This window comes from Flavonifractor sp. An82, assembly GCF_002159265.1.
Classification (GTDB): domain Bacteria; phylum Bacillota; class Clostridia; order Oscillospirales; family Oscillospiraceae; genus Flavonifractor.
In genome coordinates, this window is record NZ_NFHG01000038.1 from 1 (window position 1) to 12,229 (window position 12,229).

General features: G+C 58.5%; 12 protein-coding genes, 2 tRNA genes and 2 rRNA genes. All 16 read right to left on the reverse strand.

The window, feature by feature from the left end; all coding sequences use genetic code 11:
- Positions 1–335: BMC domain-containing protein (locus B5G34_RS17755; RefSeq protein ID WP_140397297.1), on the reverse strand; the 335-nt coding region annotated here is incomplete at its 3' end.
- Positions 336–339: 4 nt separating this feature from the next.
- On the reverse strand, positions 340–702 hold the full coding sequence (locus B5G34_RS17760) for a glycerol dehydratase reactivase beta/small subunit family protein (RefSeq protein ID WP_087340558.1): 363 nt from the start codon (positions 700–702) through the stop codon (positions 340–342).
- A 1-nt stretch (position 703) separates the two neighbouring features.
- The gene (locus tag B5G34_RS17765; RefSeq protein WP_087340560.1) at positions 704–2,524 is read right to left on the reverse strand and encodes a diol dehydratase reactivase subunit alpha; all 1,821 of its coding nucleotides are present in this window, start codon (positions 2,522–2,524) and stop codon (positions 704–706) included.
- A gap of 28 nt (positions 2,525–2,552) precedes the next feature.
- Positions 2,553–3,071: a diol dehydratase small subunit gene (locus tag B5G34_RS17770; RefSeq protein ID WP_087340562.1), complete on the reverse strand. Its 519-nt coding sequence runs from the start codon at positions 3,069–3,071 to the stop codon at positions 2,553–2,555.
- A 15-nt stretch (positions 3,072–3,086) separates the two neighbouring features.
- Entirely contained in the window at positions 3,087–3,749 is a 663-nt protein-coding gene (locus B5G34_RS17775; RefSeq protein WP_087340564.1) for a propanediol/glycerol family dehydratase medium subunit, read from the reverse strand.
- A 15-nt stretch (positions 3,750–3,764) separates the two neighbouring features.
- Positions 3,765–5,426, reverse strand: coding sequence for a propanediol/glycerol family dehydratase large subunit (locus B5G34_RS17780; RefSeq protein WP_087340567.1), 1,662 nt, complete (start codon positions 5,424–5,426; stop codon positions 3,765–3,767).
- Between the two features lie 22 nt (positions 5,427–5,448).
- Positions 5,449–6,261, reverse strand: a complete 813-nt coding sequence (gene pduB / locus B5G34_RS17785; RefSeq protein ID WP_087340569.1) for a propanediol utilization microcompartment protein PduB — start codon at positions 6,259–6,261, stop codon at positions 5,449–5,451.
- Between the two features lie 56 nt (positions 6,262–6,317).
- Complete coding sequence (eutM, locus tag B5G34_RS17790; protein WP_087340571.1) at positions 6,318–6,596, reverse strand: ethanolamine utilization microcompartment protein EutM; 279 nt, start codon at positions 6,594–6,596, stop codon at positions 6,318–6,320.
- Between the two features lie 284 nt (positions 6,597–6,880).
- Positions 6,881–8,023, reverse strand: a complete 1,143-nt coding sequence (locus tag B5G34_RS17795; RefSeq protein WP_087340574.1) for a 1-propanol dehydrogenase PduQ — start codon at positions 8,021–8,023, stop codon at positions 6,881–6,883.
- A 41-nt stretch (positions 8,024–8,064) separates the two neighbouring features.
- Positions 8,065–9,141: a helix-turn-helix domain-containing protein gene (locus B5G34_RS17800; protein ID WP_087340576.1), complete on the reverse strand. Its 1,077-nt coding sequence runs from the start codon at positions 9,139–9,141 to the stop codon at positions 8,065–8,067.
- Between the two features lie 42 nt (positions 9,142–9,183).
- On the reverse strand, positions 9,184–10,413 hold the full coding sequence (locus tag B5G34_RS17805) for a PocR ligand-binding domain-containing protein (RefSeq protein ID WP_087340579.1): 1,230 nt from the start codon (positions 10,411–10,413) through the stop codon (positions 9,184–9,186).
- Positions 10,414–10,848: 435 nt separating this feature from the next.
- A complete protein-coding gene (locus tag B5G34_RS17810; RefSeq protein ID WP_087340580.1) occupies positions 10,849–11,355 on the reverse strand; it encodes a hypothetical protein in 507 nt (168 codons plus the stop codon).
- 165 nt (positions 11,356–11,520) lie between these two features.
- Positions 11,521–11,636: ribosomal RNA gene (gene rrf / locus B5G34_RS17815) — 5S ribosomal RNA — on the reverse strand.
- Between the two features lie 199 nt (positions 11,637–11,835).
- Positions 11,836–11,910: transfer RNA gene (locus B5G34_RS17820), tRNA-Glu, on the reverse strand.
- Positions 11,911–11,912: 2 nt separating this feature from the next.
- Positions 11,913–11,988, reverse strand: a tRNA-Lys gene (locus tag B5G34_RS17825).
- Between the two features lie 81 nt (positions 11,989–12,069).
- Positions 12,070–12,229: ribosomal RNA gene (locus tag B5G34_RS17830) — 23S ribosomal RNA — on the reverse strand; the annotation flags it as partial.

Below are 12,229 nucleotides of genomic sequence, written 5' to 3' on the forward strand. Positions count from 1 at the left end.
GGGGTAGGGGGCGGCTCCGGCCCCTCGGGGGGCTCAGGCCGCTGATCGCCCACCGTGTCCGCGGTGTGGATCAACTGCTCCAGACTGTTGGAAGGGCGGGCGATCACACGGGTACTCACCACCCGGTTGACCTTACCGGCGGCTATTCTGGCGGCGTCCACAGCGGCTTTCACCGCGCCTACGTCGCCCTGCACCTTGATGAGTGTCCAGCCGCCGCCCTTGGTAAGCTCGTAGCCCACCAGTTCCACGTTGGCCGACTTCACCGCGGCATCCGCGGCCACCACACCGGCGGCCAGGCCCTGGGTTTCGATGAGTCCCAAACTTTTCTGCTGCATATGTTCACCTCCTGTCCAGAGCCTTCAGCGGCAGCTTCTTTACCAGCCGCGCCGCATTGGCTCCCAGTGCCCGGGCCTGAGCAGGCCCGGCTTGGGCAGAGATGCGGAATAAGGGCTGATCCTTCTCCAGCTTGCTGTAGTGAAGGACGATCCACTGGTCATCGGCACCCACTCCCACCTCCAGGTTGGAGCTTTGTGCCGCCTCCCAGGCCAGGGTCAGGGCGTTTCCGCTCTGCATCTGGTCCAGCTTCCAGGGGATGCTCTCCTCCTCCATGCCCAGTTCCACCTCCCGAAGGACCTGGCGGTTTGCCTGGGCCGTATGGAAGAAGTGGATCATGGGCTTGCGGATCTCATGGGGCATGGGCATGTCAGGCTCCCCCTTCCGTCAGGGAGAGCACCAGGCCGGTGGCCACCGCGTTGCGGGGGCCCTCGGTGCCCCGGATGTTTCCCCGGCCGGCCACCACCTTGTACTGAGACAGGGCGTCGGTGACCATCTGAGGCACCTCAAAGTCCAGGGCCGAACCGCCTACCAGCACCACGAACTGGATCTCCCGTACGTTGCCGGTGGGGCTGACCCGGGTCAGAGCCCGGATGGCGTTGGTGACAAATACCTTCTGCTTGGCCTGCTGGCGGATGAGCTTAATGCGCTCCATGGACAGGTCTCCTTCCAGAGGGATGAACTTGCCCTCCTTCAGGATGACCACCTTGGCAAACAGGTGGGGGTCCAGGGGCTGCTGGAAGAACTCCACGGTTCCGTTTTCATGGCGAATGTGGAACAGGCTCTCCACCTTGGCCAGGGGATATTTCTTGATGTCCTCCGCCGTGTCGAAGTCGGACAGACCCATCTCCGACTGGATCAGCAGGGTGACCATGTTGCCGGCACCCGCCAGATGGATGGAGTGGATCTCGCCCTCAGCGTTGATGATGGACGCGTCGGTGGAACCGGCACCCATGTCCAGGATTGCCAGGGGCTTGTTGGTGCCCGGGGTGGTCAGCGCTCCCCGGATGGCCATGTCGGCCTCCACGCCGCCGACCCGCACCGGCACGTTGATCTGCTGGGAAAATTCCTTGGCGATGGCTTCCATCTGGAGCCGGTCGGCCTTGACCATGGCGGCAATGCCCACCGCATTCTCCTGGGAAAATTCATTGGCCAGGCCGCCCTGCACCTTCTGGGGGGTAAAGGTATCCACCGCCAGCAGGTCCTGGATCTTGATGTCTCTGGGATGCTGATTGGTCAGGTTGGCCATGACCTGGCGAACCTTCTCCAGCATGCCGCCGGCGTTGGTGCCGGGCTCTCCCCGGACATCCTCCAGGGCGGGGATGGACTCCACTGCCTTCATGATGCGTTCAGCGCCCGCGTCCACATCCACCTTGACGCTGCGGTTGGTCCCCATCAGCTCCATGGAGCCGGCGGGGATCTTCCGCTCTTTTACGTCGCCGGCGGGGGTCTTGATGACCACTGCGGAACGGTTGCCGATCAGTGCCCGGGCGATGGGCACCACCTGACGGGTCTCTTCCGAAGACAGCCCGAACAGAGTGGCAATGCCGTAAGGATTGGAGAGCACCTCCACCACGCCGCCAGCCGAGGCAACCTCCACCGCAGAGCGCATGCCCAGGGGAACCTTGTCCACCAGGGCTACCTCATCCACGATGGGGATCTTCCGGTCCAGCCGGTTGTGGATCAGCACGCCGTCATCCCGCTGCACGATGGCTGCGGTGACCTGGCGGGTGCCGGTGCTGCCCCGGTTGATCAGACGGGCGGCTTCCTCAAAGTCCACAGACTTGGGAATGACCGCAATGTAGTCCTTTCCGCCGGGTGCACGCTCCAGCTCCGTTACCAGAATGGTTTCGCCCACGCCTACGCCCATGCCGCCGGGAGTGGCCGGATTATGACCGATCATGGTGGACTCGGTGATGATGGTCTCGGTAATGGTCTCCATGGCCACATCGCCGATGACGGGGGCGGCCTCATTGAGCCGCACCTCGCTCAGATCCTGAATGGTATAACCGGCCTTCTCCAGGGCATTGTTCAGGGAGTGGAAAATACCATTGATATTCTGCCGGGTACCCTTGATTCCCGTGGTGGGCACCGTACCGCTGGCCAGAAACACGGCGCGGCCGTTCTCTATACGGGCCAGAGCCGTTTCCGTGGTCGCATTACCAATATCGATGCCTGCGACAAGTTTCATGGGGCGCCTCCTGACTCTGGTAAGTAAATTAGAATTTCTTCAGTCTGCCGCGCTTCTCGTAGACTTCGGCAGCCTCACGCACCAGAGTAGCGGCGGTCTTGGCACCGTACTTGCCGTCCAGCTCATTGGCGATCTCCAGCAGCTCCTCCTTGGTGGAGCGGTAGGGACGCAGAGCGTTGTAGATCTCAAGCAGGCGCTCGTCGGGCACGGCGATGAGCTCAGCGGCCCGGCGCAGGTTGCCGGCAAAGGCCTCACGATGGACGGACTCGGCCACCTGAGCCTGCATCTCCAGGGTCTCGGGGGCGATACGCATATCGTCGGCAGTCAGCTCACCGTTGATGACCTTCTCATAGCTCAGAGAGGTGAAATCCTTGCCGGTGGGAGTCTTGATCTTGTCGGCCATGCTCTCGGCCAGGGGGTAGTTGGCGGCGGTGACCTTATCGCCGTTGCCGCAGCAGGCGGCGGGGGCGGCGGGAGCGGAGGTGCCGTTCTTCATGGCAGCCATGACCTGCTCCACGATCTGCTTCATCAAAAGTTCCTGATCCATAAACTTGCTGCCTCCTTACTGGAACGAGACCGAAACGGCCTGCGGCTTCTTGTTGTTGTCCACCAGCTCGGTCTCCTTGATGTGGAGCAGAGCGGACAGAGCCTGGTAGGTGGGGCGGGCCATCTGATCGTTCTTGGTGGGAACGGGAGTGGGGGCCTCACCCTTGGCATACTTGGCGGCGTTCTTGCCGATCTTGCGGTAGGTCTCCAGGTCGATCAGGGGCGCCTGAGAGAACAGCTCCAGGTTGGACAGGGGGGGCAGGTCCTTCTGGTGAATGACCGTAGTGCCCTTGGACTGGATGCCGATGCCGATGCCGGAGCCGGAATACTCGGCGGCGTCATGGGCGATGAAGGAAACGTCGGAGGTGCGGTACACCTTGATGACGCGCCACTTCAGGCCCTCCTCCTCGATGCCGGCGATGATCTCGCGCAGCACCTTGTCGTGGGGCAGGTCCACGATGGTCTTGGTCTGCTTGGTGCCGAAGGCGGGGGCCAGGCCAATGACCACCTCGTCGGCGGCGGAGCCCTTGCGGGCCTCTCCATCCTCAGCCACGGTCAGCTTGCCGGCGGCGGGAATGGTGGAGGCGGCGGGGGCGGCGGCAGGCGCGCTCTGAGCGGCGCCCATCTCTTTGAGAACTTCTTCAATCACACTGCGCAGAGTGTTTTCATCAAACGTCATGTTGCTTCACCCCTCTTAGATGTCTTCCGGACGGATGGCGTTGGGAATGTTCTTCAGCTGGTTCCAGCGCTCTTCGCTGATCTGGTAGCCGGTCATGGGCCCGTGATACTCGTTGGGCACGTTGACGGCGGACAGGACATGGAAGTCCTTGTCGAAGATGGAGGCGGTGTGCAGGTAGTCGCCGGCCACCTTCTGGCGGAGCATGTTGTACACGTTGTGGGCCACGTCGGGGAAGCCGGCGCGATCCAGAGCCTTCACGAAATCAACGCCGGTGACCTTGCGGGCCATCATGTCCTCGATAGCCTTCAGATCCTCGTTGACGTTACGCTGAGGCATGTCGTTGGAGCCGTTGGCGTAGGTAGCAGCCTCCACCTCGGCGTCGGTGATCTCGGGCAGGCCCAGCTCACGGAACATACCCTGCAGGGCGCGGGCGGCCTTGTTGCGGGCCTTGAGCACGTCCTCCTCGCGGACGGGCTGCAGACCGCCGTCGATCTTCATGTCGCGCTGGATGATGGTCCAGTCGTCGTAGTCCTCGGCGTCCCAGTTGGAGCCGGCGAACATATTGTCGTAGTTGGGGGTGGCAGAGTAGCCGGAGCAGATGTAGTCGGTGCCGGAGAAGAGCTGAGGCACGGTACGGGCCACCCGGCGCAGGTCGGAGTGGGTGAAGGTCTGGTCGTTGGAGGTGGTGGACTCCAGGTCCAGCAGCATGGCGATCAGGTTCTCAGCGGCCACGGCGCGGATACCGCCGGGCACACCGGCGGGCACGCCGATACAGGACACGGAGCCGTTCTGGGTGCCCTGCACGCCGGCGCCCTTGGTGACAGCCAGGCAGCGGGCCTCCAGGTACAGCATGGACTTGCCCTCAGCATAGCCCATCTGGACCTCGGAACCGGTACCGGAGGTGAAGCGCATCTTCAGGCCGCGGGAAGCGTAGCAGCTGGCCAGGAACGCCTTGGAGTAGGGGGTGTCGTCGCCGTCCATAAAGACGGGCTCGGTGCCGTAGACGGAAATGGTCTCGGCGTAGGTGGTGAAGCCGCGCATGCCCAGCATGAGCTCGGTGGCCTCTTCCAGGGCGCACTGGGTCATGATGCCGGGACGGCCGGCCTGGGCACCTACGAACAGAGCCATGGCGTTGAAGGGAGCGTAACGAGCCACGGCCACGGTGGTCTCCATCTCAGCAAAGCCACGGACGGCAGCCTCGGCGGCGTCGGCGGCGATCTGGACGGGGTTGTCGCGGACGTTGGTGACGTGGCACTGGTTGGCGGGCATCATACGGGCACGCATCTTGGTCATGCCCATCATGATCTCCACGATGGTCAGATTGCCCACGACCTCAGTCAGCTTGGCGGGGGTGAGGGACAGGGTGACGTCCAGCACTTCCTTACGGGAGACGTTGATGTCCACGATCATCCGGGCGATGTCCAGAGAATCCATGGCCATGGCCTTCTCGGCGTTCTCCAGGCGGATGGCGTGGTCAGCGATAAAGGTATCCAGCATGTCGAACTCGGCACGGGTCTTGCCGTCCAGCTCGGTGATCACACCGTTCTCGATCTTGATGCTGGGCTTGGGGTCGAAGGGGCTGTTCATAGCGATCAGGCCCACCTCAGGCCACTCCTGAACATAGCCGTCCTGGTTAACCGGGCGGGCGGCCAGTACTTCAAAACGCTTTGACTTCATGTAACTGACTCCTTCCCGTTAATTAGATGATGTAGGGGGTGGTGGTGCTCTTGAGCTCCTCGTCGGGGGCCAGGGTCTTGAGCAGCTGCAGGCCCACGTCGCGGGCGGCGATGACAGCCTGCTTCACGGCGCCGGAGTCACCGGAGAAGAAGAAGTTAACCTCGTTGGAGAAGCTGGTGCCGCCGTTGCCGGGAGTGGCGATGGTGACGGCGTCCACGGTAGCGGCCTTGGAAGCGGTATCCGCCAGGACCACGCCGATGCCGGCGGGAGCGCCGACGGTGATGCCGAAGGCCTTGCCCAGAGGAGCGCCCCAGACCTTGTTCAGGACGTAAGAAGCGCGGGCGCTGTACTGGAACTCCAGGTGACCGGCGCTGTTGCCGTACACGTCGCCCATGGTGCGGGGGATCTCGCGCAGGCAGACCTCAACGGCCCGGCGGGCGTCGGAGACGTCCTCAGCACCGAAGATGATCAGGGAGCCGTGGCCGGCGCCGCCCTCGGTATCACGGGGGCACTCCACCAGCAGGCACTCACTGTTGGTAGCCTTGACAGCCTCGTCAGCGGCAAAGATCTGGGGGCCGGCGCCCACGCGGTCGCTGATGATGCCGATGGCACGATACTTGGGATCGATCTTCAGCTGCTCGTGCACCTGATGATCCAGGTTGGCGATAACCAGGCCGATGGTGTGGCCCAGAGCGGTGCCCACAAACTCAGTCAGGTTGCAGGCGGGGGCCGCCTCGCAGCACGCCTCGTCGGCTGCGGGAGCGGGGGTGGTCTCAGTCACGCCCATCTTCTTCATGACTTCGTCCATGACCTTGCTGATCAGCTCGTCTTTCATGTGTTAACCCTCCGAACATTTTATAATTTTGAATTCTTGGGGGAGTCCCTTCTTACTTACAGCTGATTGGGCAGAATCTTTTCCACATCGGTGTGGGGTCTGGGGATGACGTGGATGGAGACCACTTCTCCCACCTTCTGGGCCGCGGCAGCGCCGGCATCGGTGGACGCCTTGACTGCGCCCACGTCTCCGCGCACCATAACGGTGACCAGACCGGAGCCGATCTTCTCGTAGCCTACCAGGCTGACATTGGCGGATTTGACCATGGCATCGGCGGCCTCGATGGCGCCGACCAGACCTCTGGTCTCAACCATTCCCAGAGCTTCCTGTTGCATACTACTACCTCCTTCATGTGGCCAACGCCGGTCTCATAAAAGAAACCGCGCGCTATCTGAGGGGATTATACCTGACTGCCGACACTATTTTCTTGGCAGACCGCAGTGCTTTTTTGTCTGTTTATCCCAAACCATCCGGTCTAAAAATCACCCATTTTCCAGTCTCTCCCTACCCTCTCAGCAGCTGTATTTTTTTGTTTTTCCGCCCGGCAAGGACAAAAAAGTCCACCTCGTATCTCACAGAAATACGAGGTGGACTTTTTTGCCCTCTCTTCCAAACAGGCTCAATAGCCCGACAGCTTTTGAAGGATGGCTCCCACACACTCCGCCGTGGCAGGACGGGGATTGGAAGCGGTGGTAACGTCGGCCAGAGCCGCAGAGATCATCTCCTCCCGGAGATCTCTGATCTGCTCCGGGCTGCTCCCCCACTCTTTGAGGGTGGCAGGGATCTTCAGGGTCCGGTTCAGCCGCTCCACCTCCCGCAGCAGGTTGGAGACACCCAGCCGGACGCTGGGGGCAGGCAGGTCCAGGGTTTTTGCCAGGCGCTGGTACTTTTTTGCCGCCACGGTATACTCCCCGTTGCGCACCCCAGCCAGATTGGCGTTGAAGCTGATGATGTGGGGCAGCAGCATGGCATTGATCCTGCCGTGGGCAATGTGGAGCTTCCCGCCCACCGCATGGGCCATACCATGGGTCAGACCCAGGCCGGCGGAGTTGAAGGCCAGGCCCGCCATACAGGACGCGTTATGGAGCTTCTCCCGGGCCAGCAGATCGGTACCATCCTGGAAGGCCAGGGGCAGGAACCGAAATACCAGAGAGACCGCCTTTTCACACAATGCGTCAGAGAAATCATTGGCGCCCTTGGACACATAAGCCTCCATGGCGTGAGTCAATACGTCCATACCGGCGTCAGCGGTAACGGAGGCCGGCGCGGACACCGTCAGCTGGGGATCCAGAATGGCCACCGGCGGGCGGAGGGCCTTACTGTCCAGGGGATATTTGATGCCCTTGGCCCGGTCAGTGATGACAGCATACTCGGTCACCTCAGAGCCGGTGCCGCTGGTGGTGGGTATGGCAAAGCACTCCCACCGGTCAGTATCAATATGAAGTGTCTCCTTGGCAACTGCCCGGATAGCCTTGGCCGCATCAATGGTAGATCCGCCGCCCACTGCAATCATGGCTTCCGCCCCGCAGTCACGAAGAGCCTCCACGCCGGCGGCCACCACCTCGATGGGCGGGTCGGGCACAACGCCGTCAAAGACCGTCACCTGACAGCGGGTAAGATAGCTGGCCACCTTATCCGGCACACCCATACCGGCCATAAAGCGATCGGTAACGATCATAACGCGCTTATCCTCCAGCTTACGCAGTCGCTCCAGCGCACCCTCGCCAAAAAAGATCCTGGTGCTGAAACTGAATTCCTTCATGTTTTCACACTCCCTGGCGGCACCTGCACCGCCCGGTGGCGTCAGCAGCCGCTGCTCTGATCTCCGGCCTTGCGATTACGCTCCCGGAATTCCGTAGGAGTAACTCCCACCTTCCGTTTGAACGCCTTACTGAAATAGTTGGTCTCTCCGTAAGAGAGCTCATAGGAGATGTTGATCACCGGCATGTCGGTATCCAGCAGCATCTGCTTGGCCAGTTCGATCTTCCCGTCGGTCACATAGGCGATGTAATTCTGCCCCGTCAGCTTTTTGAAAAATTTGCTGAAGTAGCAGGAACTCATACTGGCATACTCGGCGGCCTCGTCCAGGCTCAGGCCCTTGCGCACATTCCGGTCAATGAAGTTGAGGATCTTTTGCCCCCCCTCCACCTCATAGAAGTTGCTCTCCTCCATGGCTTCAAACATCATATCCAACATGGTTTCCAGCGTGAGGTAGCTTTCATACTTCCGTCCCTGCCGGTCAAAACGGACGCGGAACTGCTCCAGGCATCGATTCAGCTTCCACTGCACTGCCTGTCCAAAGGGAGCGCCAAGCTCAGCGATCCCAGCAGCAAAATCCACTACCTCGTTGCGAATCGCCTCTACATTATCCCCATCCCGGTAGAGCAAATCAAGGTATTCTCTTGTGGTCTGGATGCATTTTTTATATTGAAATCCCCGCAACTGCTCCATCAAGCGGTTCAGATATCGTTTCCGGCGGCTGTCATCGGCTTCCGGCTGGGGGGCGCTCCCGCTGTTCTTTCCCATCAGCGCCTTGGCCGCCGCCAAAATCCACGCCGGCCGGCAGGGCTTCAGCAGATAATCTCTGACCCCCAGACGCCAGATATTGCGGGACACATGCTCCTGTTCCCCGGAGGAGATCACCAGAATCGGGCTGTCGGGCGCCAGGTTCTGGGCTGACGTGATTACATTGCATTTGGCCAGACTGAACTGAGGAATATCAGCGACGAACAGATCCACTCCGCCCTTTTCCAGGGTGGCAAGAGCCTGCTCCGCGCCGTCAGCGTGGAGAATCTGCACTTCATCCAAACCGGCAGACAGGATCTCCCCTGTGATCTGCCGTTCCAGATCATTGTCGCTCCATATGAGAATCTGTTTCATCTGGCCTTCCTCCTACCGCACACCATGTGCGGGCGTATCGACTCAGAACGTTCCCCGCTTCTCCAAAGGCAGGCGAATGCGAATAATGATCCCTGTTTGTTTATCTTCACGGGCACACACACTCAGCCCATACTTGTTCCCAAACACATGCTGCAGGCCGCTGTTTATGGTATGAAGAGAGCGCTCTCCCCCTCCCTTGGACGTGCTGAGCAGGTGCGCCCACTCGTCGGAAGACTGGACCGCCCCATCACACCGGATCTGGAGCTGGAATGCATCCCCGTCCTCCTGACCGTAAAACTCCAGTCTGAGGGGAGATGCGTTTTCCTGTCCGAAATCATCCACAATATGGTCCAAAATCTGCCGCAGAAGCATATACGGGCACGGAATACCCCAATATCCCGCGGGCACCGACATGGTAAAGTCCAACTTGTCTCCTACCCAGGCCTTTTGAATCCTAAGCAGGGCCTCCATGTAGCTGAGTTCCTCTCCCAGCGTGGAGATCTTCTTCTGGTTGCCCATCTCATACCGAATGACATCAGCAAAATCGTAGGCCACCTGTTCGGTCTTTTCCGCCTTTTCCTCGTAGGCCAGGCGGGAAATAATGTTCATCACATAGAAGAAATAGCGAAATTCAGAGCTACGGTATACTGCCGCAGCCTCCTGCTTGCGGATCACATTCTCCAATTCGGAGCGGGCGGCACGCTCCTCCGTGAGCTGCTTGTCCTTCTCCTCCAGAGTATCCTGCATTTTCTTTCCGCTCTCGTTCTCGGTCAGAGCTACGATGATATCCCTCAGGATCTGCACGGTGGCCTCCACCTTTTCATAGGAGACGGTCTCCATCTTCTCGTAGAGCTCGTTGATCTGCTCATGCTTCCGCCAGTTGCTCTGGTGGGGCAGGATGTACTCCAGCTGCTCGGCCTCTTCCTCACACACACGAACCTGGCCGCCCAGCACGGCTCCCATATAGGTTCCGTTGATGATCAGCGGTACCGCAAAATCCACCAAATCAGCATGACAGCGGTAAATATACGGCTGGCCTGTAATGGCCGCATGCAGCCCGCCGTGGGCATCACATTGGGCACACATTTCTAAAAATCCCTGGACCTCCCGCACTTTCATGCAATGATCCGTAAATCCGCTGTATCGCGTAATGGGATTTCCCTTGTAATCCACCGTCACAGCTCCGATTCCCATCGCCCTGGAGCAGTTGTCCTGAATGGACTGGAGCAAATTGATGTCGATCATGTCAGAAATTTTCTTTATTTCACTCATTATGTTCTCCCCACCGCATCAAAATTTGCAAGTCGGGCATTTCTCCAGGTTCCACAGTACAATGGTGCTCCCCAAAAAAACGCCTTGCGTTTTTGGCCGTTTACCCGGCAATTTTGTATCTTGTTATGGCAAAATAGTCATGCACAGCAAGGCAATTTTATGCTTGTAAAATAGCATTATACCCAGCGGTTTTCAAGGTACTTTTTTGCCCAGTTGCTTCTATTTCGTGTTATGAGTGGCAGAATCTGCCCGTCGCTGTGCGTAGCCCATAATATCGTCTCTTATTTTCATGCATATAAAAGCAGCCCGGGCTGTGCCCAGGCTGTCAGCTTATCAGACTGCTTTCCATTGGAAAGCCTGTCGCGTTCCGCCGTCATCTCCGGGATCATTCATCTATGGAACGGCCCGTTTATGAAACAGGCGGAGGAATTGTCGTTATCCGTCTTGGGATGGATTGTCCGCAGGCTTGGTCAACAGCAGTCCCTGTTCCCCCACATCTACCGTACCATCTTTCAGGGAAATAAACGGTGAAAACTCCGCAGTCTCCTCCCCGTAGGACAGTCGGATGGTGGCATCGGCAAAAATATCGCTGGCATTGCACTGCAGGATAAAGGGTTTACAGTCAGGATCTTCATAGAGGAGAACTGGGTCCATGGTTTCCATATCATTGCGGTACAGGGATAGCTCCATACCAGCGTATCTGGGTATGACCAGATAAAAATCACCGCTGGAGATATAGTGGACCGGCAGCTGATCGCTGTCCAGATACTGCGCCGTATAATCGTCCAGATCTTCTATCTGCTGATAGCCCAGGTAAGCCACAGCATAGTACTGCCCCTCTTGGAAGGGTATAGCATCCTGCTTACTCGCCTGAGGCTGCTCGGTACATCCAGTGCACAGGCCCAGCAAAAGCAGCAAAGGCAATAAATATAATTTTTTCATACAATTCTCACCTCCACAGCTGTTTTTTCTTCATTATATCAGGAAATCCTGATCATTACAAGGCGATTCCCATATTACAAAAGCTGCATTCCTTTTCCACAGCTTTCTTTCTTCAAAAGAACGGCAAAACAAAAAAAGACGGACTTCCAAAGAAGTCCGTCTTTGTGTTGGCGTTACCTATCTTCCCGGTCCGTCTCCAGACAAGTATTTTCGGCGCAGGTGAGCTTAACTTCCGTGTTCGGGATGGGAACGGGTGGACCCTCACCGCAATCAACACCAACTTACTTTCTTTTGAAAAAGAAAGTAAGCAAAGAAAACTTCCATTGAACTTTTCTCTCCTTACCGTCTTTCTCAACGATAAGTCAGTCTATTTAATTTAAAACTCCCAATTCCCTTTTGTGTTTCCGGGTCAAAAATTTTTCCCGGTGTTCCCACCCCCTGCGGGGGCGGGAACACACAAAAGAATTGGGACATTTAAAATGGTGACCCGTGCGGGAATCGAACCCACGTTTGCGGCGTGAGAGGCCGCCGTCTTAGCCGCTTGACCAACGGGCCATTGGTGCGCCTTCACGGATTCGAACCGGGGACCCACTGATTAAGAGTCAGTTGCTCTACCAGCTGAGCTAAAGGCGCATCTCACAGTGCTTCGTCAGCACCCTCAAAACCGAACAATGCAGTCTCCAGTACCAGGCAAGCGCCTGCAATCATCATGTTAAGGTCAAGCCCTCGGCTTATTAGTATCGGTCAGCTACACGCGTTACCGCGCTTCCACCTCCGACCTATCAACGTCATAGTCTACGACGTGCCTTACTCCCGAAGGATGAGAGATCTAATCTTAGGGAGAGTTTCACGCTTAGATGCCTTCAGCGTTTAT

Bases quoted from the DNA above. Each gene is read 5' to 3' on its own strand.
- B5G34_RS17760 (WP_087340558.1), bottom strand. From the start codon at position 702: ATGCCCATGCCCCATGAGATCCGCAAGCCCATGATCCACTTCTTCCAT.
- B5G34_RS17765 (WP_087340560.1), bottom strand. From the start codon at position 2,524: ATGAAACTTGTCGCAGGCATCGATATTGGTAATGCGACCACGGAAACG.
- B5G34_RS17770 (WP_087340562.1), bottom strand. From the start codon at position 3,071: ATGGATCAGGAACTTTTGATGAAGCAGATCGTGGAGCAGGTCATGGCT.
- B5G34_RS17775 (WP_087340564.1), bottom strand. From the start codon at position 3,749: ATGACGTTTGATGAAAACACTCTGCGCAGTGTGATTGAAGAAGTTCTC.
- B5G34_RS17780 (WP_087340567.1), bottom strand. From the start codon at position 5,426: ATGAAGTCAAAGCGTTTTGAAGTACTGGCCGCCCGCCCGGTTAACCAG.
- pduB (WP_087340569.1), bottom strand. From the start codon at position 6,261: ATGAAAGACGAGCTGATCAGCAAGGTCATGGACGAAGTCATGAAGAAG.
- eutM (WP_087340571.1), bottom strand. From the start codon at position 6,596: ATGCAACAGGAAGCTCTGGGAATGGTTGAGACCAGAGGTCTGGTCGGC.
- B5G34_RS17795 (WP_087340574.1), bottom strand. From the start codon at position 8,023: ATGAAGGAATTCAGTTTCAGCACCAGGATCTTTTTTGGCGAGGGTGCG.
- B5G34_RS17800 (WP_087340576.1), bottom strand. From the start codon at position 9,141: ATGAAACAGATTCTCATATGGAGCGACAATGATCTGGAACGGCAGATC.
- B5G34_RS17805 (WP_087340579.1), bottom strand. From the start codon at position 10,413: ATGAGTGAAATAAAGAAAATTTCTGACATGATCGACATCAATTTGCTC.
- B5G34_RS17810 (WP_087340580.1), bottom strand. From the start codon at position 11,355: ATGAAAAAATTATATTTATTGCCTTTGCTGCTTTTGCTGGGCCTGTGC.